We start from the raw sequence: 25,140 nt of genomic DNA on the forward strand, positions 1-25,140 counted from the left end.
GATCACCGGCGGCGCGGCGGCGCCGAGCGCCGCCAGCCGGGCCGCCTCGGCGCGCGACAGCCGCAGCCGCTCGGCCAGCGCCGCCGCGTCAGCCCCCTCGCGCACGGCGAGCGCGCCGAGCCGGCGCACCGCGTCGGGGGCGAGGCCGAGCGCCGCCTCGATGGCGGCCAGCCGCGCAAATGCCGTCACATCGCCCGCCGCGCCGAGCACCGGCTCCAGCAGCCCGGCGGCGTCCATCTCCATCAGGGTTTCGCCGGCGCGCGCGGCGACCAGCAGCTTCATCAGCTCGGCCCGCACCCGTTCGCGCGAGAGCCGCGCCAGCCCGTCCTTGCCGCGGATCGCCGCCGCCAGCGCCTCGCGGTCGACCGGGCCATGGCCGTAGCCGGCATGGAAGCGGAACAGCCTGAGTATGCGCAGGTAATCCTCGGCGATGCGCTGGTCAGCATCGCCGATGAAGCGCACCCGCCCCGCGCGGGCATCCGCTTCGCCGCCGGTGAAGTCGACCAGTTCGCCGCCGCGCGTCAGGTAGAGCGCGTTCATGGTGAAGTCGCGCCGCGCGGCGTCGGCCCGCCAGTCGCGGCCGAACGCCACCTGCGCCCGCCGCCCGTCGGTCGCCACGTCCTCGCGCAGCGTCGTCACCTCATAGGGCTGGCCCTCGGCGATCACCGTCACCGTGCCGTGCTCGATGCCGGTAGGGATCGGCCGGAAGCCCGCCGCCTTCGCCCGCCGCGTCACCTCGTCCGGCACCGCGGTGGTGGCGATGTCGACATCGCCGCCCGCAGGCCAGCCGTCAGCCCGCCCCACCAGCCAGTCGCGCACCGCGCCGCCGACGATGCGCGCCTCCTCGCCGTCGCGGTCGAGCGCGTCGAGCAGCCGGGCGAGGCCGGGGCGGGCATCGATCAGCGCATGGGCCTCGAGGTTCATTCGATATGGCCCGGCGTCAGCTTGCCGCCTTCCCAGGTCGGCGGCACGTAGCGCCCGGTGGTCGGCCCGCGCGTGCCGGCCTCGAACAGCAGCAGGCTCGCCGCCACCAGCGCCACCCCGACGAACAGGCAGCCCGCCAGCGCCCGCGTCGACCAGCCCGACAGCGCCGCATCCACCCGCCGGCCGAAGCGCAGATACAGCGCGAACAGCACGAAGGGCGTGAGAAACAACAGGATATTGGTGATCGCGATCCGTAGCATCAGCCATACACCCGGTCATAGAGGCTGCGCAGGATGCCGGCGGTGATGCCCCAGATGCGCCGCTTGTCATAGGTCATCGCGTGGAAGGTGCGCATCAGCCCCAGCCATTCGCGGCTTTCCTGCTGGTGGTTCAGCGGGCTCATCAGGAAGTCGAGCGGCACCTCGAAGGCCTCGTCGACCTCGCCGGGATTGAGGGTCAGGCCGAAATCCGGCTGCACCAGCGCCACCACCGGCACGATGCGGTAGCCGGTGCGGGCGAGATAGCTGTCGAGATAGCCGAGCGGCGACACCAGGCCCCGATCGAGCCCGACTTCCTCCTCCGCCTCGCGCAGCGCGGCGTGCAGCGGGTCGGGGTCGGTCGGATCGACCTTGCCGCCGGGAAAGGCGATCTGCCCGGCATGGCTCGGCAGATGCGCCGAGCGCAGGGTGAGCAGCACCGTCGGCTCGGGGCGGGCGACCACCGGAATCAGCACCGCCGCCGCCCGCACATTCTCCACCAGCGTCCGGAACTCCGGCGTCAGCTCGTGGTCGCCGCGCGTCGCGGCACCGTCGAGATCCGGCGCCCGCAGCAGCCGTGCATGGGCGCGGGCGACGAAATCCTCCACCAGCGGCGAGGTGGTCCGCAAGGCATCGGATACGGCGGGCAGCGGCATGGCGGCGGTCATCGGCTCTCATCCATCTCGTCGGCGGTGTTCGGGTCCACCGGGGCGATCGGGAAGAACACCCCGGACGAGACGACGCCGAACAGCCGCCGCCCCTCGGCCTCCCGTTCCCCTCCCTGTTCGACCAGTTCGAGGAACACCGCCCGCGTCAGCCGCGCCCACAGGCCGCGACGCACATATATATAGGGACGCACCGACCCGTCCGCTTGGTGGTCGAAGCGCAGCGGATGCGCCGCGTCGCATGTCACCCAGTCGTCGAGATTGGTGCGGAAGGCAAGCCGCGCCTGCGCGTCTTCCGGCGCCGCCTCCACCCGCATCTCCACCGCCAGGAACGGCGCGTCCTCCACCATGATGCCGAGCTTCTCCACCGGCGTCACCAGCACATGGCGCTCGCCCTCGCGCCGCATCACCGAGGCGAACAGCCGCACCAGCGCCGGGCGGGCGATCGGCCGTCCCTCATGATGCCAGCCGCCCTCGCGGTCGATGCGGATGTCGATGTCGCCGCAATCGGGCGGATTCCAACGCTCCAGCGGCGGCCCGCCCTCGCCCTTGGCCGAGGCGACCGACCTCATGAAATCGTCAAGTCGCCCGGAAGTGCCTGAACTCATGATTCTTTCTCTGTCACACGGCCTTAATCGCGCAGTCGTGATCCCCCGCCCGATAGTCGACGCGATGTGAAGATAGCGTAAGCTTGACCGTCAGGAAGCCCGCGCCGCCGCTGCGGCGGTATCGGAATATGTGCGTTGCAATAGGCTATTTTGCAGCGCAACATAACCGGCAAAGTATCGGGCGGATTGAACGGCGGGAGCACGCCGCGCCGGGGCATCCGGCGGAAAACGGCTCGCGGGCTGGTGTGGCCCCGGGCTTGCAGAGTGCCGATGGAGCCCGGGGTACCGCATGGGCCCTCGAGCGAAAGCAAGGTTGAAGGAGCACGACATGACGTCCGCGACCGGCGAGAATTTCGAATCCCTCGACGCCATGATCGTCCGCTCGGCGGAGGCGACGGCGGCCAATGTCCGCGCCGCCAAAGCCGGTATCGGCCAGGTCATCTTCGGCCAGGAGGCGGTGGTGGAGCGCACGCTCATCACCATCCTGTCCGGCGGCCACGGCCTGTTGGTCGGCGTGCCCGGCCTTGCCAAGACCAAGCTGGTGGAGACGCTCGGCACCGTGCTCGGGCTCGATGCCCGCCGCGTGCAGTTCACCCCGGACCTGATGCCCTCCGACATCCTTGGCGCCGAAGTCCTCGAGGAAGGCGCCGGCGGCCGGCGCTCGTTCCGCTTCATCCCCGGCCCGGTCTTCGCCCAGCTCTTGATGGCGGACGAGATCAACCGCGCCTCGCCGCGCACCCAGTCGGCGCTGCTGCAATCGATGCAGGAAGGCCATGTCACGGTGGCCGGCGTGCGCCACGACCTGCCCAAGCCGTTCCACGTACTGGCGACCCAGAACCCGCTGGAGCAGGAGGGCACCTATCCGCTGCCCGAGGCCCAGCTCGACCGCTTCCTGATGGAAATCGACGTCGACTACCCCGACCGCGACGCCGAGCGCCGGATCCTGTTCGATACCACCAGCGCCGAGGAGACCAAGCCCAAGGCGGTGATGACCGCCGACGATCTCGCCGCCGCCCAGCGGCTGGTCCGCCGGCTGCCGGTCGGCGAATCGGTGGTGGAGGCGATCCTCACCCTGGTGCGCTCGGCGCGTCCGGGGCCGGATGCCGGCGCCTTCTCCAAATTCATCGCCTGGGGCCCCGGCCCGCGCGCCTCGCAGTCGCTGATGCTGGCGGTGCGTGCCCGCGCGCTGCTGGACGGCCGCTACGCCCCCTCCGTCGACGACGTGGTGGCGCTCGCCGAGCCGGTGCTCAAGCACCGCATGGCGCTCACTTTCGCCGCCCGCGCCGATGGCGAGACGGTGCCGGGCCTCGTCGCCAAGCTGGCGGCGAAGATCGGCTGAACACGCAGTGCCTGACGTGGCGTGGCATGGGACGGGTTGATGGAACTTGATGCCGACAATGCCGTGAGGAGTGCGGCGCAGGATGCCGCCGGCCTCGTCGCCGCGATGCCGCGACTGGTGCTGGAGGCGCGCAAGATCGCCGCCAGCGTCTATCACGGCCTGCACGGCCGCCGCCGCGCCGGCTCCGGCGAGAACTTCTGGCAGTACCGCCGCTTCGTCGATGGCGAGCCCTCGGCCCGCGTCGACTGGCGCCGCTCGGCGCGCGACGACCATCTCTATGTCCGCGAGCGCGAATGGGAGGCCGCCCACACGGTGTGGATCTGGCCGGACCTCTCCGCCTCCATGGTGTTCGCCTCGCCCCTCGTCTGGGAGACCAAGCGCGACCGTGCCCTCATCGTCGCCTTCGCGCTGGCCGAACTGCTGGTGAAGGGCGGCGAGCGGGTCGGCATTCCCGGCGTCATGCGCCCCTCCGCCTCGCGCCGCATCGTCGAGAAGATGGCCGAGTCGCTCGTGCACGCCTCCAGCCTGCCGCAAAGCCTGCCGCCCTCCTTCTCGCCCTCGCCGCTCGCCGAGGTGGTGCTGCTCGGCGACCTGTGGAGCCCGACGCAGGAAGTGGTGGAAAGCCTCGCCGGCCTCGCCGCCTCCGGCGCCCATGGCCATGTGGTGCAGGTCTGCGACCCGGCCGAGGAGACCTTCCCGTTTTCCGGCCGCGTCGAGTTCCGCGAGCCGGAGAGCGGCACGCTGCTGACCATCGGCCGCGCCGAGACGGTGCGCGAGGACTATATCGAGCGCGTCGCCCGCCACCGCGCCATCATCCGCCGCGAGGCCGAGCGCCGCACCTGGAGCTTCCTCGTCCACCGCACCGACCGCCCGGCCAGCGAACTCCTGCTCGCCTTGCATGCCCGCATGGCCGGCGGCGCCAGCGCCCTGCCGCCCATGCCCTCGGGCGCGCCGGAAATCGAGGATGCGTCCGACGAGCGCGGTGCCCACGCGGGCGAACATCCTGCCGGCGAACATCCTGCCGGCGACACGCGCGCGACGGCCGCCGCAGGAGGCCACGCATCATGAGCCTGTTCGGCCTCCCCCTCGCCTTCACCACGCCGCTGCTGCTCGCCGCGCTGGCGGCGCTGCCGCTGCTGTGGTTCCTGCTGCGCCTGGTGCCGCCGCGCCCGCGCCGCATCGCCTTCGCGCCGACGCGGCTGCTGCTCGACATCCCGCCCAAGGAGGAGACCCCGGCCCGCACGCCGTGGTGGCTCACCGTGCTGCGGCTGCTGCTCGCCGCCCTCGTCATCTTCGCCGCCGCCGGGCCGATCTGGAATCCGCCGGTCGCCGGCCCGTCCTCCTCCGGCCCGGTGGTACTGCTGATCGATTCCGGCTGGACCGCCGCCTCCACCTGGGAGGCGCGCCGCGTCAGCGCCGAGGGCGTCGTCGCCGATGCCGACCTCGCCGGCCGCGGCATCGTGCTGATCCCCACCGGCGAGCCGCCGCTCGAACCGCGCCTGATGACCCCGAGCGAGGCGCGCGAGCGGCTGCGCACCCTGTCGCCCCAGCCTTATCTGCCGGACCGCTCCACCGCGCTCGCCAGCCTGCGCAAGGCGCTGGAGACGGCGCCCGAGGCCGGCATCGTCTATCTGTCGGACGGCGTGCGGCTCGACGGCACCGACGGCTTCGCCGCCGAGCTCGCCGCCCTGGTCGGCCCGCACCCGCTCACCACGCTGGCCGACGGCGTCGAGGAGCCGCTGGCGCTGACCGGCGCCGACAATGCCGCCGGCGCCCTCACCGTGAAGGTGGTGCGCGCCGATCGCCAGACCCTGCCGCGCGCCGGCACCGTGCGCGCCCTCGACATGCGCGGCCTGACCCTCGGCGAGGCGCCGTTCAATTTCGAGCCCGGCGCCCGCGAGACCGAGGCGCGCTTCGACATGCCGGTCGAGATCCGCAACGAAGTGGCGCGCCTGGATATCGCCGGCGTCGAATCCGCCGGTGCCGTCCAGCTGCTCGACAAGCGCTGGCGCCGGCGCACCGTCGGCCTGGTTTCCGGCGTCACCGCCGATCAGCGCCAGCCGCTGCTCTCCCCATCCTATTACCTCACCCGCGCGCTCGGCCCGTTCGCCGATATCCGCACCGCCGACGGCGCCGCCACCCCGGAAGCCGTGGCGCGCTTCATCGACCAGCGCCTGCCGGTGATCGTGCTGTCCGATGTCGGCACCATCCCGCCGGACGTGCATCAGCGGCTTGAGCGCTGGATCGAGGGCGGCGGCGTGCTGATCCGCTTCGCCGGCCCGCGCCTCGCCAATGGCTCGGACGATCTGGTGCCGGTGACGCTGCGCCGCGGCGGCCGGGTGCTCGGCGGCTCGCTGTCCTGGGAGCAGCCGCAGACGCTCGGCGGCTTCTCGCCGGATGGGCCGTTCCGCGACGTGCCGGTGCCGAACGACGTCACCGTCGGCCGCCAGGTGCTCGCCGAGCCGGACGGCCTGCTCGCCAACCGCACCTGGGCGACGCTCACCGACGGCACGCCGCTGGTCACCGGCGAGAAGCGCGGCGCCGGCATGGTGGTGCTGTTCCACGTCACAGCCGACACGTCATGGTCGAACCTGCCGCTGTCGGGCTCCTTCGTCGACATGCTGCGCCGGGTGGTGGCGCTCGGCGGCTCCAGCGCCGCCGAGGCCTCGTCCGAGGGCGCCGCCGTTGGCGAGACCGCGACCACCGGCGAGACGGTGCCGCCGTCGCGCCTGCTCGATGGCTTCGGCGCCTTCCGGCCGGTCACGCCGACCGCGCGGGCGATCCCGGTCGGCTTCAACGGCCGCGCCAGCGCCGACCATCCCCCCGGCTTCTACGGTCCGCCGGAGGGTCTGGTGGCCGTCAACGCGCTGCTGCCCGCCGACCGGCTGGCGCCGCTCGACCTCTCGGCCCTCGGCCGGATCGAGCCTTATCGCGATGCCGCCCCGCGCGATCTGCGCGCGCCGCTGCTGCTCGCTTTGCTCGCCCTCCTGCTGGTGGATGCCATGATCGTGTTCCTGCTCGCCGGCGGCCTGTCCCGCCTTTCGCCGCGCCGGGCCTCCACCGCCGCGAGCCTCATCCTGGCCGTCGCCCTCGCCGGCCTGCTCTCCGGCCTGCTGGCGGCCCCGGCCTTCGCCCAGACCGCGCCGGCGGCGCCGCAGATGACGCAGGCTCCAGCGCCGGCCGCTGCCGGCCAGCCGGCCGCGCGGCCCGACAAGCCGATGACGCCGGCGGAGATCGATTATGCGGTGAAGGCCACCAGCGCCACCCGCCTTGCCTATGTCGTCACCGGCGATGCCGAGACCGACGAGGTCAGCGCCTCCGGCCTCAAGGCGCTCACCGACTTCCTCGGCGAGCGCACCGCGCTGGAGGCCGGCGAGCCGATGGGCGTCGATCTCACCCGCGACGAGCTGTCCTTTTTCCCGCTGCTCTACTGGCCGGTGCTGGCCAACGCCCAGCGCCCGGCGCCGGCGACGCTCGCCCGCGTCGATGCCTTCATGAAGCAGGGCGGCACCATCGTCTTCGACACCCGCGATGCCGAAACCACCATTCCCGGCGTCGGCGGCGCCACGCCGACCAACGCCGCGCTGCGCCAGATCCTCGACGGGCTCGACGTGCCGGAGCTGGAGCCGGTGCCGCGCGATCACGTGCTCACCAAGGCGTTCTATCTGCTGCGTGACTTCCCCGGCCGCTTCACCGGCGGCACCACCTGGGTGGAAGCGCTGCCCCCGGCCGAGGAGGGCGAGGAGCGCCCGGCCCGTGCCGGCGACGGCGTCTCGCCGGTAGTGATCACCTCCAACGACCTTGCCGGCGCCTGGGCGACCGCCCCGGATGGCGGCCCGCTGCTGCCGCTGGCGGAGGGCGGCGCCCGCCAGCGCGAGCTCGCCTTCCGCTCCGGCGCCAATCTGGTGATGTATGTGCTGACCGGCAACTACAAGGCCGACCAGGTGCATGTCCCGGCGCTGCTGGAAAGGCTGGGGCAATGAGCGTTTCTTCCCGTCTCGCCGCCGCGCCACAATTCCCTATTGCCATTGGAGATGCCCTCGAAGGCGGCTTCGGTCCCCTCGGAGCGACAGGACCCGGACTCCCTCTCCCCGTGGGGGAGAGGGCTGGGGTGAGGGGCCTTCCTTCGTTCCGCCATCGCCCTGTCCCCTCATGCGACGTTGCGCGGCGACCTCTCCCCCACGGGGAGAGGTGGAAGACCGCCAATCGCATCATTGACGGAGGCCCCGCCCGATGAATCTCGGCCTCGCCTTCGATCCGCTGATCCCGCTGCCGTTCCTCATCGCCTGCGCCGTGGTCGCCGGCGCCGTCGCGCTGCTGCTCATCGTCGCCCGCTCGCGCGGCGCGATCCTGCGCGGCCTCGCCCTGGCGCTGGCGGTGCTGGCGCTGGCCAATCCCTCGCTGACCCGCGAGGAGCGCGAGCCGCTCTCCACCGTGGTCGCCGTCGTCGTCGACAAGAGCGCCAGCCAGGATTTCGGCGACCGCAACCGGATGACCGAGGCCGCCCGCGCCGAGCTGGAGACCCGCCTCGCCCGCCTCAAGGAGCAGGGCGCCGAGATCCGCTTCGTCGATGCCGGCGCCGGGGCCGGCGAGGTCGACGGCACCCGCCTGTTCACCGCGCTCTCCGCCGCGCTCGCCGACGTGCCGCCCGAGCGGGTGGCCGGCGCCATCTTCCTCACCGATGGCCGCGTGCACGACATCCCCGCCAACATGGCGGCGCTCGGCTTCCGCGCCCCGGTGCACGCCATCGTCTCCGGCCAGGCGGGCGAGCGTGACCGCCGGGTGGCGCTCACCGCCACCCCGCGCTTCGGTATCGTCGGGCAGAACCAGACCATCGGCTACCGCGTGGTCGACGAGGGCGCGCCCGCCGGTGCCCGCGTCGGCGTCACCGTGCGCCGCGACGGCGAGGTGGTGGCGCGCCCCATCGTCACCGCCGGCCAGGAGGCCCGCGTCGATGTCGAGATCACTCATGCCGGCGCCAACATCGTCGAGATCGAGGCCGCCGGGCTGGAGGGCGAGCTGACCCCGGTGAACAACCGCGCCGCCGTCTCCATCGACGGGGTGCGCGACAAGCTGCGGGTGCTGCTGGTCTCCGGCGAGCCGCATGTCGGCGAGCGCACCTGGCGCAATCTGTTGAAGTCCGACGCCAATATCGACCTCGTGCACTTCACCATCCTGCGCCCGCCGGAGAAGCAGGACGGCACGCCGATCAACGAATTGTCGCTGATCGCCTTCCCCACGCGCGAGCTGTTCCAGCAGAAGATCAAGGATTTCGACCTGATCATCTTCGATCGCTACGCCCAGCAGGGCGTGCTGCCGATGATCTATTTCGACAATATCGTGCGCTATGTCGAGGAAGGCGGCGCGCTACTGGTGGCCGCCGGCACCGATTACATATCGGACGGCTCGGTGTTCAATACCCCGCTGGAAGCGGTGCTGCCCGCCGCCCCGACCGGCCACATGACCGAGACGCCGTTCCGCGCCGGGCTCACAGATGCCGGCCGCCGGCACCCGGTCACCCGCGCCCTGCCGGGCTCGGAGAGCAATCCGCCGGCCTGGGCGCGCTTCTTCCGCATCGTCGATACCCAGGGTGCCCGCGGCACCAGCGTGATGGACGGGCCGGACGGCAAGCCGATCCTGCTGCTCGACCGCGTCGGCGAGGGCCGCGTCGCCCTGCTGCTGTCGGATCACTTCTGGCTGTGGGCGCGCGGCTTCGAGGGCGGCGGACCCTATATCGACCTGCTGCGCCGGCTGTCGCACTGGCTGATGAAGGAGCCGGACCTCGAGGAGGAGCGCCTGCGCCTCACCGCCCACGGCCCGGACCTCGTCGTCGAGCGCCAGACCATGGGCGACACCGCCCCCACCATCGTCGTCACCAACCCGACCGGCCAGACCCGCACCCTGACGCTGGCCTCGGTCGAGCCCGGCCTGTTCCGCGCCACCTTCCCGGCCGACATGCTCGGCCTGTGGCGGGCCAGCGACGGCACCCACACCGCGCTGGTGAATGTCGGCCCGCTCAATCCGCGCGAATTCGCCGAGGTGACCTCGACCACCGAAACGCTGCGCCCGGTGCTGGCCGCCACCGGCGGCGGCGTCTGGCGGATGGCGGACCTTGCCGGCGGCGTGCCGCGCGTGGTGGCGGTGCGCTCCGGCGAGCGCTTCGCCGGCGAGGACTGGATGGGCCTCGCCTTGCGCGACGTCTCGGTGGTGCGTGGGCTCGGCCTGTTCCCGCTCTTCGCCGGGCTGTCCGGCCTGCTCATCCTCATGGCCGGCATCGCCGCCGCCTGGGCCCGCGAGGGGCGGTAGCGACCCTCGCGGGTCGGCCTCCCTCGCTCATTGTTGAAGGGATGCCGGCCAGCCTCCCGGCCTCGTGACTGTCTGCCGCAGCGTCACCACCCTAGCCTCGCCGCAGCCGCGCCGGCACCAGCCGCCGCGGACGACCCATGATTGCGGAGGCTCGATCCGGTGAATTTCGCCCATCCCCATGTTCTCGCCCGTTTCTGCCTGTCGATTGCCGTCATTGCCTGCCCGGCCCTTGTCCACGCCCAGACCGCCACAACCCAATCCGCTGCGCCCCCACCCGCCGCGACCTACGGCGCCCAGCTCGAAGGCTTCGAGTATCCGCACCCGCTGAAGCGTTTCGCCCTCGCCTCGCAGGGACAGGATCTGTCCATGGCCTATATGGATATCGGCCCGGTCGCCGATCCCAATGGCCGCACGGCGGTGCTGCTGCACGGCAAGAATTTCTGCGGCGCCACCTGGGAGGGCAGCATCGATGCCCTGACCCGGGCCGGCTACCGCGTCATCGTGCCGGACCAGATCGGCTTCTGCGCCTCGACCAAGCCGAAGGGCTATCAGTTCAGCTTCCACCAGCTCGCCGACAACACCCACAAACTCCTCGCCTCGCTCGGCATCGAGCGGGCGACGATCATCGGCCATTCGATGGGCGGCATGCTGGCGGCGCGCTACGCGCTGTCCTTCCCCACCGCCACCGACAAGCTGATCATGGTGAACCCGCTCGGCCTCGAGGACTGGAAGGCCAAAGGCGTGCCCTACGCCACCATCGACCAGCTCTATCAGGGCGAGCTGAAGACCACCGCCGCCAGTATCAAGGCCTATCAGCTGAAGTTCTACTATAACGGCCAATGGAAGCCGGACTACGACCGCTGGGTCGAGATGGCGGCGGGGCTCTATGCCGGCGTCGGCCGCGAGAGCGTCGCCTGGAACCAGGCGCAGACCTCCGACATGGTCTACACCCAGCCGGTAGTCTACGAGTTCGGCAACATCGCCGTGCCGACCGTGCTGATGATCGGCATGACCGACAAGACCGCCCCCGGCGCCAACCGTGCGTCCCCGGAGGTCGCGGCGGCGCTCGGCAACTATGCCGAACTCGGCAAGGCGGCGGCCAGGGCGATCCCGAAATCCCGGCTCATCGAGTTTCCCGGCCTCGGCCATTCGCCGCAGGTCGAATCGCCCGAGGCGTTCCACACGGCGCTGATCGGCGCCCTGTAACGAGCCGCATCGACCACGCCACACTTGCGAAGGGGAAGCCGGCACCGCGCCCGCCGGCCGGCTTCCCCCGCTTGGCAGAGAACATGACCTTGCGTCATGATTCCCGCCCCGATTCGCGGCAAGGGAGCGACCCATGGCCAGTATCTGCGGCTATATGGCCGTAAGCCTCGATGGCTTCATCGCCGATGCCGAGGGCGGTATCGGCTGGCTCAAGCCCTTCGATAGCGTCGATTTCGGCTATGAGCGCTTCATCGCCGGCATCGACACCGTGGTGATGGGGCGGCTCACCTTCGAGCAGATCCTCTCCTTTGAGTCCGGCTGGCTCTATGCGGGCAAGCGCGGCCTGATCGTCACCTCGCGCCCGCTCGCCGCCGCGCCTGCGGGCGTGTCGGCCTGGCATGGCGATGTCGCCGAGCTCATCGCGGAACTGCGCGCCGGCGACGGCGCGGCATGGGTGGTCGGCGGCGCCCAGCTTCAGGCCGCCTTCCTCGCCGCCGGCGGCCTCGATCGGCTCGACCTGTTCGTCATTCCGCTGCTGCTCGGCGACGGCGTGCGGCTGTTTCCACCCGGCGCCGTCGGCTCGACGTCGCTCGCTCTGCGCGAAAGCGAGGCCCTGCCGCTCGGCATGGTCCGCCTCGCCTATGACATCGCCGGATCGCCGGAACCGCGCGGATGAGGCGTCGGCCGCCGGCCCCGCCTACTCCGCCGCGGCCGGCAGCGTCGTCGCGAACGCCTTGCGTACCGGCCCCCGCACCGCGTCCAGCGGCGTGTCGTCGAGCGGGCACACCAGTACCCGCGCCGGGTCCACCGGACCGGGCAGGCTCACCTGGCCGTGGGGCACCCGCTTGAAGCCCATCCGGCCATAATAGGGCTCGTCGCCGACCAGCAGCACCAGCCGCGCCGCGTCCTCCCGGCCGAACTGGGCCCGCGCCGCCTCCAGGCAGCGCTCCACCAGCCGCCGGCCGATGCCGTGCGAGCGGAACGGCGGCTCGACGGTGAGCGGGCCGAGCAGCAGCGCCGCAGCATTGCCGATGGTGATCGGCGTCAGCCGCACCGAGCCGACCAGCATGGTGCCGATATAGGCGGTGAAGGAGAGGTCGAGCCGGTGGGTGTTGCCCTCGCGCAGCCGATAGGCGGTGCGGGCATAGCGGCCGGGCCCGAAGGTGCGGGCCACCAGCCGCTCGATGGCGGCGTCGTCGGAAGGCTTCTCAGTCAGGACGGTAATGGAGAGTTCGGTCATGTCGGCGCTCGGCAGGCTCAAGGTCGGCACATCGCCGCGCCGAGCGACCGTGGCGTCACGGCTGCTGGCACCGGCGAGCGAAATCACCCGCGCATGGAAGCATCTCCACGCGGGTCATCTCGTCTCGTCGTCGCTGCATCGGCCTCGGGGCCATCGCCGTCTTTCCCAAAAAAGGTTCGGCCGGATAGCACAGGCCGGGACGCAGGTCGAGGGGAGAAGCGCGCGCATCGGAAGCACACCCGATCCGGCATCCCATCCCTGCCGTCACGCCGGCCCGCTTGATCGTCGCCCCTTCGTCTCCTATAAGAGATGAATGTCTAGTTTAATTGACGATACCGAAACCCGCCTCGCCCGCCGCCTCAAACTGGAGCGCGAGGCCCGCGGCTGGTCGCTGGCCGATCTCGCCGGCCGCGCCGGGGTCGGCAAGGCGACCATCAGCAAGATCGAGCGCGGCGAGATCAGCCCGACGGCGGTGACGCTGGTGCGGCTCGCCAGCGCCTTCGATCTTACTCTCGCCGGCCTGCTGGTGCGCGCCGAGGGTGGCGACCGGCTCGTGCGCGCCGCCGACCAGCCGCTCTGGCGCGATCCCGCCACCGGCTATGTCCGCCGGCAGGTCTTCGCCCGGCCGGATCATCCGGTCGAGCTGGTCGAGGTCGAGCTGCCGCCCGGCGGCCGCGTCACCCTGCCCGCCTCCTCCTATGCGTCGATTCGCCAGGTGTTGCAGCTGCGCGCCGGCGCGCTCACCCTCATCGAGGGCGGCGAGCGCCACGAGCTTGCACCCGGCGACGCGCTCGGCTTCGGACCGCCGGCGGAGGTCACCTTCGCCAATGAGGGCGAAGCTCCCTGCCGCTACATCGTCGCCCTCACCCGCCTGTGAGCCCCGCCATGCCGGACACGCCCAACATCACCATCCGCCCGCTCGCCGCCAACGCCGCCACCGTCGACGCCCTCGCCACCCTGCTCGTCGAGACCGTGGCGGAGGGCGGCTCGGTCAGCTTCATGCACCCGCTGGCGCCGGAGAAGGCCGCCGGCTTCTGGCGTGCCGCGCTCGACGCCGCCGCCCGTGGCGACCGGGTGGTGCTCGGCGCCTTTCTCGGCGACACGCTCGCCGGCACGGTGACGCTGCAGCTCGGCCTGCCGGAGAACCAGCCGCACCGCGCCGAGATCGCCAAGATGATGACCTTGCCGGCGTGTCGCGGCCGCGGCATCGCCAGTTCGCTGCTGCGCGCCGCCGAGGTCATCGCCCGCGAGCGCGGCCGCAGCCTGCTGGTCCTCGATACCGCCAGCGACGGCGGCGCGGCCGGCCTCTATGAGCGGCACGGCTTCGTGTTCTGCGGCGAGATCCCGGATTTCGCGCTGAAGCCGCATGGCGGCCTCACCGGCACCCGGCTCTACGCCAAACGGCTCTAGCCATTTCCGCCAAAACGTGAAGCGGTTTTGCGTCCAGAGTTGCGCAAAAAACAGGAGATGGCGTGTTTCCGCGCTTCGGAAAACCGAAAACGCAGCCCGCGCGCGTTGCCGCAATACCTGCTTCTCGCCGGCGCAACCGATGGCGGCGTGCCATCCAGGCGCTTTCGGCCTAGGTTCTCCCCCGCGAGCCAAGGGAGACGCACGATGGGATTGCTGGTCGACGGAAAATGGGCCGATAGCTGGTACGATACCAAGAGCACCGGCGGGCGTTTCGAGCGCACCACCACCCGTTTCCGCAACTGGATCACCGCCGATGGCGCGCCGGGCCCCTCCGGCGAGGGCGACTTTGCCGCCGAGGCCGGGCGTTACCATCTCTATGTTTCCTATGCCTGCCCGTGGGCGCATCGCACGCTGATCTTCCGCCAGCTGAAGCGGCTGTCGAGCCTGATCGGCGTCAGCGTCGTCGATCCCTATATGGGCGAGGAAGGCTGGGTGTTCGTCGATCACGCCCAGCGCCCCACCATGGGCGCCACCGAGGATTCGGTGCTCGGCAAGCAGCGGCTCTACGAGGTGTATCTGCAGGCCGACCCGCATTATTCCGGCCGCGTCACCGTGCCGGTGCTGTGGGACCGGCGGCGCGGCACCATCGTCAGTAATGAATCGGCGGAGATCATCCGCATGTTCAATTCGGCCTTCGACGCCTTCACCGACGACCGGCACGATTATTATCCCGAGCCGCTGCGGGCGGAGATCGACGCGCTCAATTCCCGCATCTACGACGCGGTGAACAACGGCGTCTACCGCGCCGGCTTCGCCACCAAGCAGGAGGCCTATGAGGAGGCGGTGCTCGCCTTGTTCGCCATGCTCGACGAACTGGAAGCACGGCTCGCCGACGGCCCTTATCTCTTCGGCGCCACGCTGACCGAAGCCGATTGGCGGCTGTTCACCACGCTGATCCGCTTCGATGCGGTCTATGTCGGCCACTTCAAGTGCAACATCCGCCGCATCGCCGACTATCCCAACCTGTCGCGCTACCTGCAGCGGCTCTACACGGTGCCGGGCGTGTCGGAGACGGTGAACCTCACCCACATCAAGCGGCATTATTACGAGAGCCACAAGACCATCAACCCCACCGGCATCGTCCCCGTGGGGCCGGCGCTGGCCTGGACGACGTGACGCCCCCGCCCCGCATTGTCGGGCGCGCCGGGAGGGCCTAGCCTCCGGCGCAACCGGCTCCGGGAAGCCGGGACCAGCCGGGGGCGAAGATGGACCAGGACGCGCGACAGGACGGCATCGACCCGCGGCAGGACCGGCCGCTGGACATCCCCGCCGCGGAACTCGCCGGCCTCGTCGAGGCCACCGCGCAGCTTGCCGCCGGCTACTGGTCCGGGCTGGACCAGCGCCCGGCCTATCCGCGCACCGGCGGCGGCGAGACGGCACGGCTGTTCGCCCGCCCCTGGGCCGAGGACGGCCGCGGCGCCGCGGTGCTGGAGGACTTCTCCGCCATCGCCGAGCATTCCCGCCCCTCCGGCGGCCGATTCTTCGGCTATGTGTTCGGCTCCGGCGAGCCGGTCGGCGCGCTGGGCGACCTGCTCGCCTCGGCGCTCAACCAGAATGTCGGCGCCTGGCGCTCCGCCCCGGCGGCGGTGGCCGTCGAGCGGGCGGTGATCGGCTGGCTCGGCGAGGCGGTCGGCTGCCCCGGCTTCACCGGCTCGCTGTGCGGCGGCGGTTCCTCGGCCAATCTGATGGCGCTCGCCATGGCCCGCGAGGCCAGGCTGCCGGCCAATGAGGATGGCGTCCGGCCCGGCGTGGTCTATGCCTCCGAGCAGGTGCACATGTCGATCCCGAAGGCGGTGGCGCTGATCGGCCTCGGCCGCCGCAACCTGCGGCTCATCCCGGTCGATGCCGATATGCGCCTGCGCGTCGACGCGCTGGAGGCCGCCATTGCCGAGGACCGCGCCGCCGGCCGCACGCCGCTCGCGGTGGTGGCCACCGCCGGCACGGTGGCGACCGGCGCCATCGACCCGCTGCGCCCCATCGCCGCGATCGCCCGGCGGGAGGACATGTGGATGCATGTCGACGGCGCCTTCGGCGTGCTGGCGTCACTCGCCGCGCCGGCGCTGTTCGACGGCCTGTCGGAAGCGGATTCGCTGTCGCTCGATGCGCATAAATGGCTGTACCAGCCGGTCGATTGCGGCTGCCTGCTGCATCGCCATCGCGACGTCGCGCAGACGACCTTCTCGCATAGCGGCGACTATGTGCGGGCGCTGAACACCGATCCGGAGGAGGCCTTCGCCTTTTTCGAGGAAAGCCTCGAACTGTCGCGCCGCTTCCGGGCGCTCAAGCTGTGGCTGTCGCTGCAATATCACGGCCGCGCCGCCTTCCGCGCCGCCATCGCCCGCGACCTCGCGCATGCACGGCTGCTGGAGGCGGAAATCGCCGCGCATCCCGAGCTGGAGCTGCTGTCGTCCGGGCCGCTCAGCGCGGTGTGCTTCCGTCATCGCGAGAAGGACAATGAGGCGCTGCTGCGCCGGCTCATCGCGCGGCGGCGAGTCTTCCTGTCCAACGCCACCATAGACGGCCGCTTCGCCCTGCGCGCCTGCTTCGTCAACCACCGCACCACCGAGGACGACGTGCGGGAGATCGTGGCGGAGGTGATCGCGGCGGCGGGGGAGGTGAATGGCTGAAGACGGAGGGCCGGAGCCTGACCGGACGGACTATCCCGCCAACGCCACCTGTACCGCCTCGGTGCTCGCTCCCCGCGCCGCCTGCTCGGCCGCGCTCAGCTTCTTGAACCGCACCAGCGTGTACATGCCGAGCCCGACATCCTTGGCCACCGGCAGGTCCACCGTGCCGTTCTGCAGCGCCCAGTTGCGCAGCCGGGCGAACTGGAATTCCGGCCGCCAGCCGAGCTTGCGCGCCTTGCGGGCGAACCAGCGCTCGAACACCGCGCGCGGCCCGTCTTCGGCACCGAGATGGTTGACCAGGATGATCTCGCCGCCCGGCTTCAGCACCCGCGCCATCTCGTCCAGCGTCTCCTCGGGATGCGGCACCACGGTGATGACGAACTGGGCGATGACCACGTCGAAGCTCTCATCGGCAAAGCCGAGATGCGCGCCGTCCATCAGGCACAGCCCCTCGACATGGCGCAGATGCTCCTTCTTCACCCGCTCGCGGGCCTTGTGGAGCATCGGCTCGGAGATATCGACGCCGATCAGCCGGTTGGAGCGCTTGTAGTTGGGAAGGGCGAGGCCGGTGCCGACGCCGAATTCGAGGATACGCCCGCCGATCTTTTCCGCCGCGCGGATTGCCGCCTTGCGACCGGCATCGAACACCGCGCCGAACACCACGTCATAAACCGGAGCCCAGCGGGCATAGGCTTCTTCAACGGTGGCGCGGTCGAGATCGGTCGTCATGCTTTCCCCCAACATATCCGGCCCCGGCCTCGCGGCCGATCCCGGCGCGACGCCCGACTCACGCGGTACGGACGTTCGCCACCATCTCCTGACCGCGTGTCAGCGCTGTGAAGGCGCTTGGCGCGCGGCGAATCACCCCACCGCCGAGCAATCGCGCCCCGGACGAGGCGTCGGCATAGAACACGCAGGCCTGGCCCGGCGCCACCCCTTCCTCCGCGGCGGCGAGACGCACCACCGGCGCGCCGCGATGGACGTCGTCGCCGGCGCGGCCGAGCTGGCCGGGCACCGGCGCCCGGGTCGAGCGCACCTTCACATAGATCTCGCGGCCGGCATCGAGCGCCGCGTCGAGGCTCTCGTCGCCGAGCCAGTTCACCTCGTCGATGCGCACCTCGGTGACGCCCAGCGCCGCGCGCGGCCCCACCAGCACCCGGCGCTGGCGGGCATCGATGCCCACCACATAGAGCGGCTCGGCGGCGGCGATGCCCAGCCCCTTGCGCTGGCCGATGGTGTAGCGCATCACCCCGGCATGGCGGCCGAGCACCCTTCCGTCGAGATGCACGATGTCGCCCGGCTCGCCGGCCTCGGGGCGCAGCTTCTCGACGATGTCGGTGTAGTGCCCGTTGGGCACGAAGCAGATGTCCTGGCTGTCCGGCTTGTCGGCCACCTTCAGGCCGAAGCCCTCGGCCAGCGCCCGCACCTCCGGCTTGGTGGTCTCGCCGAGCGGGAAGCGCAGCATGTCGATCTGCGTCTGCGTCGTCGCGTAGAGGAAGTAGCTCTGGTCGCGGCTCTCGTCGAGCGGTCGGTACAAGGCGCGCGTGCCGTCCGGCAGCCCGCGGCTGGTCACGTAATGGCCGGTGGCGAGGATGTCGGCGCCGAGGTCCTTCGCCGTCTCCATCAGGTCGCGGAACTTGACGGTGCGGTTGCAGTCGACGCAGGGGATCGGCGTCTCGCCGCTCGCATAGGCATCGGCGAAGCGCTCGATCACCGCGTCGCGGAACCGGCTCTCATAGTCGAGCACGTAATGCGGGATGCCCAGCTTCTCGCAGACCAGGCGGGCATCGTAGATGTCCTGCCCGGCGCAGCAGGCGCCGGGGCGATGGTGCATCGCCTCGCCATGGTCGTAGAGCTGCAGGGTGACGCCGAGCACCTCGTAGCCGGCCTGCGCATAGAGCGCGGCGACCACCGAGGAATCCACCCCGCCCGACATCGCCACCACCACGCGGGTGTCCTTGGGGGTACGGCCTGTATCGTCGAGGCGGATCATGGCGAGCGGCGGGTCTGCGACCACGAAGGCCTGGGAGCGGGAGAGTGTCGTCATCCCTATATAGGACGTCGAGGCGGCTCGATGAACCCGTTTGTACGAAATCCCGCCCCGGCGGCGCAACCCGCCCGGCGCCTGCGGTTTTCAGCGTATTCGCCAGCGGATAATTGGCCGGCGAAGATTCCGCAAGGTAAACAAAAAGTTTCGTGGATGTTAATAACGCCTTAACCTTCGTGAACTCACCGGCTCGTGATTCGTTTAGGAAAATATTTATCGCTGTCAGGATACCATCATCTCATAAGTTCGGGTGTCATGAGTGAGCGTACAATGACCGAGGCCTACCGCCCCAGGGTGAAATACGTGATCGGACCGGACGGCAGTCCGTTGACCATTGCTGATCTTCCTCCCCCGGATACGCGCCGCTGGGTTATTCGCCGCAAGGCCGAGGTGGTCGCCGCCGTGCGTGGCGGGCTCCTGAGCCTTGAGGAAGCCTGCAAGCGTTACACCCTTACCACCGAGGAATTCCTGTCCTGGCAGGCCTCGATCGACCGCCACGGCCTCGCCGGCCTGCGCACCACCCGCATCCAGCAATACCGCCAGTGAACCTGCCTGCGACAGCATCGTCGGATTGAATGCGGCCGGGCCTCGTCCCGGCCGTCGTCATTTGTGCTCCGGTGACGAGCCGGACCTGCCACGCCCCCGGCGGAGGGCGGTCATGCGGCGCGCCCGGCCACCCGGCGGCAGGGTCCGAAACAGGTCGGCATTGTCGGCGTGCCTCGCCTCGGCGCGTTCGGGCCGGCCAAGCAATCCCGCTTTGCGGCACGCATCGGGAAGCGGCAAGGATCGCGACCTATGCCGCCGCCAGCCGTTGCAGATACGCCACCAGCCGCTCGCCGGCTGCCTCGGGAGGGCCGTCATTCACCAGCGTCAGCTCCGGCGCCCGGTCCAATGCCGGCTCGCGCTTCAGCCGCTGCACCACATCCTCCGCGCTCTCGCGGCCCCGCGCGGCGATGCGCGCCGCCAGCACCTGCGGCGGCGCGGTGATCAGCACGACCCGCACATCGGAAAAGCGCGCGCACGCCTCCCTCACAGCGGCCCGCGAGCCGTTCGCCACCACCGCTGCGGCACCCCGGATCGCTTCCGCGACCTCCGGTCCCAGCGCATAGGACAGCCCGTTCGCCCGCCAGTGCAGCGGAAACTCGCCCGCCGCCGCCGCGCGCTGGAAGGTGGCCTCATCGACGCTCACATGGTCCTCGGTGGCGTCGACGGGTCGGGTGATGCGCCGGCGCGCGAAAGCAAGTCCCGACGACCCGGCGAGCCGCTCGCGGGCATAGCTCAGCAGTGTGTCCTTGCCGGCACCGGACGGGCCGACAACCAGCACCAGCGTGCCGGGTCCGATCCGGTCCACCTCATTGCGGGCCTTGCCGTCCGCTGCCGCACCGATACTCACGTATCCGCCTCCCGCCTGCTCTCCGCCACCCGTCTTAAGACCGGGTCGCGCCTCACGCCACCCGCTCGCCCTCGCGCCAGACCGTGCGCACCACCGGCACCGGCCCGGCGCGCGAGACGCGCAGCAGATCGGCCCGCAGCCCTTGCCGCAGCCGGCCGCGATCGCCCATCCCCGCCGCGTCGGCGGGATTGGCGCTCACCATCGCCACCGCCTGCGGCAGGCTGATGCCATCAACCAGACCCGGCAGCGCGAAGGCGGCGAGCAGCAGGCTGCCCGGCACATAGTCGGAGCTCATGATGTCGAGCACGCCGCGCCGCGCCAGATCCTCGGCGGCGACATTGCCGGTATGCGAGCCGCCGCGCACCACGTTCGGCGCCCCCATCAGCACCCTTATGCCGGCGGCGTGCGAGCCCTGCGCCGCCGCCACCGTGGTCGGGAACTCGGCGATGGCGACGCCATCCTCGATGGCCTCGCCCACATGCGCGTCGGAGGCATCGTCATGGCTTGCCAGCACGATGCCGCGCCGGTGCGCGATCGCCACCAGCCGCTCGCGATTGGCGCGGGCATGGCGCTCATGGGCGATCAGCCGGTCGGCGACGATCACGTCCATCTCCGCATCGGTCATGCCGCTCTTCTTCTTGTAGTAGCTGCGGAAATGCTCCTCGGTGAGGAACTGCCGCTGCCCCGGCGTATGGTCCATCAGCGAGACCAGGCGCACGTCGCAGGCCGCCATCAGCTTCTCGGCATCCTCCACCACCCCGTCGGCCGCCACCTCGCAGCGCAGATGCACATGGTGCTCGGCGCGCAAAAGGCCGGCCTTCGCCGCCTGATCGATGGTGGAGGCGAGCAGCGACGCGTCGCCGTCCATGCCGACCGCCTTCTTGTCCGGCCACACGCGCAGCGAATCGAACACCGTGGTGATGCCGGAGCTGGCGATCTGCGCGTCATAGGCGGTGACCGCGGCAAAGGCGTTCCACATCACTCGCGGGCGCGGATAGAGATGGCCTTCCACGTGATCCGTGTGCAGCTCGACGAAGCCGGGCAGCAGATAGTCGCCCTCGAAATCGATGGCGCCCGCCGGGGCGCTGCCCTCGCCGATCTCGGCGATCAGCCCGTCGCGGATGACGAGATGGCCACGCCGCACCTCGTCCTCCAGCACCAGCATGGCGTTAGCCAGGATCGTCTCGCTCATCTTGTCCTCACGCGGCACGCTCACGCCGCTCTCGCAAAATCCGTCACGTCGATCACCCGGTCGCACACCGCCTCGCGGACCTCGGCATCGTGGAAGATGCCGAGAATGGCGACGCCGGCCTGCTTCTTCTCCTCGATCAGCCCGATCACCACCTGCCGGTTGGCGGCGTCGAGCGAGGCGGTCGGCTCGTCCATCAACAGCAGCGGGCGATGGGCGATCAGCCCGCGGGCGATGTTCACCCTTTGCTGCTCGCCGCCGGAAAATGTGGCCGGCGGCAGGCTCCACAGCCGCTCCGGCAGGTTCAGCCGCGCCAGCAGCGCGCCCGCCGTCGCCAGCGCCTCCTCGCGCGACACCCCGTCGCCGACCAGCGGCTCGGCCACCACGTCGAGCGCCGAGACGCGCGGGATCACCCGCAGGAACTGGCTGACATAGCCCATGGTGGTGGCGCGCAGCTTCATCAGCCGGCGCGGCGCGGTGCTGGCGACATCGACCACCTCGCCGCCGTCGCGCACCCTTATATGGCCGGCATCGATGCGGTAATTGCCATAGACCATCTTGAGCAGCGAGCTCTTGCCGGCGCCGGAAGGCCCGCCCAGCGCCACGCATTCGCCGGGATACAGATCGAAGCCGGCGCCGGACACCACCGGCAATCGAGCCCCCTCGCGCAGATGCAGGACGAAGGTCTTGGCGACGCCGGCGACGTCGAGGATGGGACCTCGCGTTTCCGCGCCCTCCCCCCTCACCCGGCCCTGCGGGCCGACCTCGCCCCCGCGGGGAGAGGTAAGCGGCATGGCATTGTCAGGAGCATCAGAAACCGAATGTGCACCGGATTCCCTCTCCCCGTGGGGGAGAGGGTTAGGGTGAGGGGCTTTATCGGCCATGTTCATCTCCATCCCCCTCACGCCGCCAGCACCGAGGAGACCAGCAGCTGCGTATAGGGCTCGCGCGGGTCGTCGAGCACCTGGTCGGTCAGCCCGGTCTCGATCACCCGTCCGTGCCGCATCACCACCATGCGGTGCGACAGCAGCCGCGCCACCGCGAGATCGTGGGTCACGATCACCACCGCCAGCCCCATCTCGCTGACCAGCCCGCGAATGAGGTCGAGCAGCCGCGCCTGCACCGAGACGTCGAGCCCGCCGGTCGGCTCGTCCATGAAGACCAGGCGGGGTTTAGTCACCAGATTGCGGGCGATCTGCAAGCGCTGGCGCATGCCGCCCGAGAAGCTGCGCGGGTCGTCGTCGATACGATCGGCGGCGATCTCGACCCGCCCGAGCCAGTCGGTCGCCTCCCGGCGGATGTTGCCATAGTGCCGCCAGCCGACCGCCATCAGCCGCTCGCCGACATTGCCGCCGGCCGAGACCGCCATGCGCAGCCCGTCGGCCGGATTCTGCCGTATGAGCCCCCAGTCGGTGCGCATCAGCAGCCGGCGCTCGGCGGCGCCGAGGCTGGCGAGATCGCGCAGCACCCCGTCGCGCATGCGATAGCTCACCCGCCCGGCGCTCGCCGCCAGCTCGGTGGAGAGCAGCCCGAGCAGCGTCGATTTGCCGGAGCCGGATTCCCCCACCACCGCCAGCACCTCGCCGGGATAGATGTCGAGCGAGACATCGCGGCAGCCGATGCGGGCGCCGTAATTCTTCGACAGCCCCTCGGAGACGAGGAGCGGCGCGTCGGCGGCGGCAAGCGCCTGATTGGCTTGGTCGGTCATGATGCGATCTCCGCGCCGAAAGGCCCTTCACCCGCCCCTTCCGGGGCCCCCCTCGCCGTCAGGGTGAGGGAAGGAGCATCCCCCTGCTCCCTCTCCCCGTGGGGGAGAGGGGTGGGGTGAGGTAGGACCGCGCCGCCGGACGAGGACACCGGCGCCGCCATCTCCCCCCGATGCCCTTCCGCCTGCCGCGCGTTGCAATAATCGGTGTCCGAGCAGACGAACATCCGCCCGCCCCTGTCGTCGAGGATCACCTCGTCGAGATAGACCCCGGTCGCCGCGCACAAGGCGCAGGGCTTGGCGAAGCGCTGCACCTTGAACGGGTGGTCCTCGAAATCCAGCGAGCGCACCGTGGTGTAGGGCGGAATGGCATAGATGCGCTTCTCGCGCCCGGCACCGAACAGCTGCAAGGCCGGGCAGTCATCCATCTTCGGGTTGTCGAATTTCGGGATCGGCGAGGGGTCCATCACATAGCGCCCCGCCACCTCCACCGGATAGGCATAGGTGGTGGCGATATGGCCGTGCCGGGCGATGTCCTCGTAGAGCTTCACATGCATGAGGCCATATTCCTCCAGCGCATGCAGCTGCCGCGTCTCGGTCTCGCGCGGCTCCAGGAAGCGCAGCGGCTCGGGAATCGGCACCTGATAGACCAGGATCTGGTTCTCGCTCAGCTTCGTCTCCGGGATGCGGTGCCGTGTCTGGATCAGCGTCGCCTCGGTGGTCGCGGTCGTGGTCGCCACCCCGGCGGTCTTCTCGAAGAAGCCACGGATCGCCACCGCATTGGTGGTGTCGTCCGCCCCCTGGTCGATCACCTTGAGCACGTCGTCGGGCCCCAGCACGGCGGCGGTCACCTGCACGCCGCCGGTGCCCCAGCCATAGGGCATCGGCATTTCCCGCGCCGCGAACGGCACCTGATAGCCGGGAATAGCGATCGCCTTCAGGATCGCCCGGCGGATCATCCTTTTGGTCTGCTCGTCGAGATAGGCGAAATTGTAGCTGATGGCCGGCATCTCGCCGGTGTGCTGCGACGTCATTCCGCCGCCTCCTTCATTTCGTCCGCAGGCGATTTTTCCGAAGCTTCCCGCCGCATGCGCCGCACCAGATCCAGCTCCGCCTGGAAGTCGACGTAATGCGGCAGCTTCAGATGCTCGACGAAGCCGGTCGCCTGCACGTTGTCGCAATGGGAGAGCACGAATTCCTCGTCCTGCGCCGGCGCGCCCGGCTCCTCTCCGAGCTCGGCCCAGCGCAGCGCCCGCTCGACCAGCGCCATCGACATCGCCTTGCGCTCGCACTGCCCGAAGACGAGGCCGTAGCCGCGGGTGAATTGCGGCGGCTGCTCGGCGCTGCCCTTGAACTGGTTCACCATCTGGCACTCGGTGATCTGCACGTCGCCGATGGAAACCGCGAACCCCAGCTCCGGCACGTCGATCACCACCTCGACATCGCCGAAGCGGATCTCGCCGACAAAGGGGTGCGAGCGGGCATAGCCGCGCTGGGTGGAATAGCCGAGCGCCAGCAGGTAGCCCTCGTCGCCGCGCGCCAGGGTCTGGAGCCGGGTGGCGCGGTCGACCGGGAAGCTCACCGGCGCGCGGGTGATGTCGAAAGGCTCGGCTCCGTCCTCGTCGGGCGAGGCCTCGATCAGCCCCTCGGCGCCGATCAGATCGGTCACGCGCGGCATTTTTTCCGCCGGATCGGCCTCACCGGACATCGCCGGCACCGGATCTGCCTGATCATACACCTCACCATACGCATCGGGCGCCGCCAGCGAGGTATCCAGTAACCTATGAGTATAGTCGAAGGTGGGGCCGAGCAGCTGCCCGCCCGGCAGGTCCTTGAAGGTCGCCGACACCCGCCGGCGCACCAGCATCTCACCGGTATCCAGCGGCCGGGAATTGCCGAAGCGCGGCAGCGTGGTGCGGAAGGCGCGGATGAGGAAGATCGCCTCGATCAGGTCGCCGCGCGCCTGCTTGATCGCCAGCGCCGCCAGATTGGTGTCGTAGAGCGAGCCTTCCGCCATCACCCGATCAACCGCCAGCGAGAGCTGCCCGGCGATCTGCTCCAGCGTGATCGAGGGAAGATTCTCGTTTCCGCGCCGTCGCTTAGCTAGCAGCTTGTGCGCGTTGCGGATGGCCTTTTCGCCGCCCTTTGCCGCCACATACATGCT

General features: G+C 70.4%; 24 protein-coding genes. 11 read left to right on the top strand and 13 right to left on the bottom strand.

What is annotated here, in order from left to right; genetic code table 11:
- The 4 genes from KHC24_RS12745 to KHC24_RS12760 form a co-directional block, all read right to left on the bottom strand.
- A partial coding sequence (locus tag KHC24_RS12745) for a CCA tRNA nucleotidyltransferase (RefSeq protein ID WP_213363646.1) occupies window positions 1-924 on the bottom strand: 924 nt, incomplete at its 3' end.
- Entirely contained in the window at window positions 921-1,184 is a 264-nt protein-coding gene (locus KHC24_RS12750; protein ID WP_213363647.1) for a DUF6111 family protein, read from the bottom strand. The genes KHC24_RS12750 and KHC24_RS12745, both read right to left, overlap by 4 nt.
- On the bottom strand, window positions 1,184-1,837 hold the full coding sequence (locus KHC24_RS12755) for a CoA pyrophosphatase (RefSeq protein ID WP_373878617.1): 654 nt from the start codon (window positions 1,835-1,837) through the stop codon (window positions 1,184-1,186). The genes KHC24_RS12750 and KHC24_RS12755 overlap by 1 nt, the downstream gene beginning before the upstream one ends.
- Window positions 1,838-1,845: 8 nt before the next feature.
- On the bottom strand, window positions 1,846-2,454 hold the full coding sequence (locus tag KHC24_RS12760; protein ID WP_213363649.1) for a DUF1285 domain-containing protein: 609 nt from the start codon (window positions 2,452-2,454) through the stop codon (window positions 1,846-1,848).
- Window positions 2,455-2,782: 328 nt separating this feature from the next.
- On the opposite strand from KHC24_RS12760, the gene KHC24_RS12765 reads away from it, so the two are divergent.
- From KHC24_RS12765 to KHC24_RS12790, 6 genes are all read left to right on the top strand, one after another.
- Complete coding sequence (locus KHC24_RS12765) at window positions 2,783-3,793, top strand: AAA family ATPase (RefSeq protein ID WP_213363650.1); 1,011 nt, start codon at window positions 2,783-2,785, stop codon at window positions 3,791-3,793.
- 39 nt (window positions 3,794-3,832) lie between these two features.
- The gene (locus KHC24_RS12770; RefSeq protein WP_246546861.1) at window positions 3,833-4,861 is read left to right on the top strand and encodes a DUF58 domain-containing protein; all 1,029 of its coding nucleotides are present in this window, start codon (window positions 3,833-3,835) and stop codon (window positions 4,859-4,861) included.
- A complete protein-coding gene (locus KHC24_RS12775; RefSeq protein ID WP_246546863.1) occupies window positions 4,858-7,776 on the top strand; it encodes a DUF4159 domain-containing protein in 2,919 nt (972 codons plus the stop codon). The genes KHC24_RS12770 and KHC24_RS12775 overlap by 4 nt, the downstream gene beginning before the upstream one ends.
- Before the next feature lie 250 nt (window positions 7,777-8,026).
- Window positions 8,027-10,099 carry a hypothetical protein gene (locus KHC24_RS12780; RefSeq protein WP_213363651.1) on the top strand — a complete coding sequence of 691 codons (2,073 nt, stop codon included), beginning with the start codon at window positions 8,027-8,029 and terminating at the stop codon, window positions 10,097-10,099.
- Between the two features lie 159 nt (window positions 10,100-10,258).
- The gene (locus KHC24_RS12785) at window positions 10,259-11,305 is read left to right on the top strand and encodes an alpha/beta fold hydrolase (protein WP_373878614.1); all 1,047 of its coding nucleotides are present in this window, start codon (window positions 10,259-10,261) and stop codon (window positions 11,303-11,305) included.
- 133 nt (window positions 11,306-11,438) lie between these two features.
- Complete coding sequence (locus KHC24_RS12790; protein WP_213363652.1) at window positions 11,439-11,981, top strand: dihydrofolate reductase family protein; 543 nt, start codon at window positions 11,439-11,441, stop codon at window positions 11,979-11,981.
- Window positions 11,982-12,002: 21 nt separating this feature from the next.
- Here KHC24_RS12790 and KHC24_RS12795 read toward each other — a convergent pair whose 3' ends face one another.
- A complete protein-coding gene (locus KHC24_RS12795; RefSeq protein WP_213363653.1) occupies window positions 12,003-12,545 on the bottom strand; it encodes a GNAT family N-acetyltransferase in 543 nt (180 codons plus the stop codon).
- Window positions 12,546-12,858: 313 nt separating this feature from the next.
- Here KHC24_RS12795 and KHC24_RS12800 point away from each other — a divergent pair, with 313 nt between their 5' ends.
- From KHC24_RS12800 to KHC24_RS12815, 4 genes are all read left to right on the top strand, one after another.
- Window positions 12,859-13,422 carry a helix-turn-helix domain-containing protein gene (locus KHC24_RS12800; RefSeq protein ID WP_213363654.1) on the top strand — a complete coding sequence of 188 codons (564 nt, stop codon included), beginning with the start codon at window positions 12,859-12,861 and terminating at the stop codon, window positions 13,420-13,422.
- Between the two features lie 8 nt (window positions 13,423-13,430).
- The gene (locus KHC24_RS12805; protein WP_213363655.1) at window positions 13,431-13,955 is read left to right on the top strand and encodes a GNAT family N-acetyltransferase; all 525 of its coding nucleotides are present in this window, start codon (window positions 13,431-13,433) and stop codon (window positions 13,953-13,955) included.
- Between the two features lie 204 nt (window positions 13,956-14,159).
- Entirely contained in the window at window positions 14,160-15,131 is a 972-nt protein-coding gene (locus KHC24_RS12810; protein WP_213363656.1) for a glutathione S-transferase family protein, read from the top strand.
- Between the two features lie 89 nt (window positions 15,132-15,220).
- A complete protein-coding gene (locus tag KHC24_RS12815) occupies window positions 15,221-16,642 on the top strand; it encodes a pyridoxal phosphate-dependent decarboxylase family protein (protein ID WP_213363657.1) in 1,422 nt (473 codons plus the stop codon).
- Between the two features lie 30 nt (window positions 16,643-16,672).
- On the opposite strand, the gene KHC24_RS12820 is transcribed toward KHC24_RS12815, so the two are convergent.
- The gene (locus KHC24_RS12820) at window positions 16,673-17,371 is read right to left on the bottom strand and encodes a class I SAM-dependent methyltransferase (protein ID WP_213363658.1); all 699 of its coding nucleotides are present in this window, start codon (window positions 17,369-17,371) and stop codon (window positions 16,673-16,675) included.
- Window positions 17,372-17,429: 58 nt separating this feature from the next.
- Complete coding sequence (mnmA, locus tag KHC24_RS12825) at window positions 17,430-18,635, bottom strand: tRNA 2-thiouridine(34) synthase MnmA (RefSeq protein WP_213363905.1); 1,206 nt, start codon at window positions 18,633-18,635, stop codon at window positions 17,430-17,432.
- Window positions 18,636-18,959: 324 nt separating this feature from the next.
- Between mnmA and sciP the strand changes: the two genes are divergently transcribed.
- Window positions 18,960-19,235, top strand: coding sequence for a CtrA inhibitor SciP (gene sciP / locus KHC24_RS12830; protein WP_213356345.1), 276 nt, complete (start codon window positions 18,960-18,962; stop codon window positions 19,233-19,235).
- A 247-nt stretch (window positions 19,236-19,482) separates the two neighbouring features.
- Here the strand turns inward: sciP and phnN are convergent, their stop codons facing one another.
- The 6 genes from phnN to KHC24_RS12860 form a co-directional block, all read right to left on the bottom strand.
- Window positions 19,483-20,082, bottom strand: a complete 600-nt coding sequence (gene phnN, locus KHC24_RS12835; protein WP_271180677.1) for a phosphonate metabolism protein/1,5-bisphosphokinase (PRPP-forming) PhnN — start codon at window positions 20,080-20,082, stop codon at window positions 19,483-19,485.
- A gap of 52 nt (window positions 20,083-20,134) precedes the next feature.
- Window positions 20,135-21,274: an alpha-D-ribose 1-methylphosphonate 5-triphosphate diphosphatase gene (locus KHC24_RS12840; protein ID WP_213363907.1), complete on the bottom strand. Its 1,140-nt coding sequence runs from the start codon at window positions 21,272-21,274 to the stop codon at window positions 20,135-20,137.
- A 20-nt stretch (window positions 21,275-21,294) separates the two neighbouring features.
- On the bottom strand, window positions 21,295-22,065 hold the full coding sequence (gene phnL / locus KHC24_RS12845) for a phosphonate C-P lyase system protein PhnL (RefSeq protein WP_213363659.1): 771 nt from the start codon (window positions 22,063-22,065) through the stop codon (window positions 21,295-21,297).
- A 107-nt stretch (window positions 22,066-22,172) separates the two neighbouring features.
- The gene (gene phnK / locus KHC24_RS12850; RefSeq protein ID WP_213363660.1) at window positions 22,173-22,979 is read right to left on the bottom strand and encodes a phosphonate C-P lyase system protein PhnK; all 807 of its coding nucleotides are present in this window, start codon (window positions 22,977-22,979) and stop codon (window positions 22,173-22,175) included.
- Entirely contained in the window at window positions 22,976-24,010 is a 1,035-nt protein-coding gene (locus KHC24_RS12855) for an alpha-D-ribose 1-methylphosphonate 5-phosphate C-P-lyase PhnJ (protein WP_309299371.1), read from the bottom strand. The genes phnK and KHC24_RS12855 overlap by 4 nt, the downstream gene beginning before the upstream one ends.
- Window positions 24,007-25,137: a carbon-phosphorus lyase complex subunit gene (locus KHC24_RS12860; protein ID WP_213363661.1), complete on the bottom strand. Its 1,131-nt coding sequence runs from the start codon at window positions 25,135-25,137 to the stop codon at window positions 24,007-24,009. The genes KHC24_RS12855 and KHC24_RS12860 overlap by 4 nt, the downstream gene beginning before the upstream one ends.
- Window positions 25,138-25,140 lie beyond the last annotated feature (3 nt).

The organism is Ancylobacter defluvii, assembly GCF_018390605.1.
Lineage (GTDB): Bacteria > Pseudomonadota > Alphaproteobacteria > Rhizobiales > Xanthobacteraceae > Ancylobacter > Ancylobacter defluvii.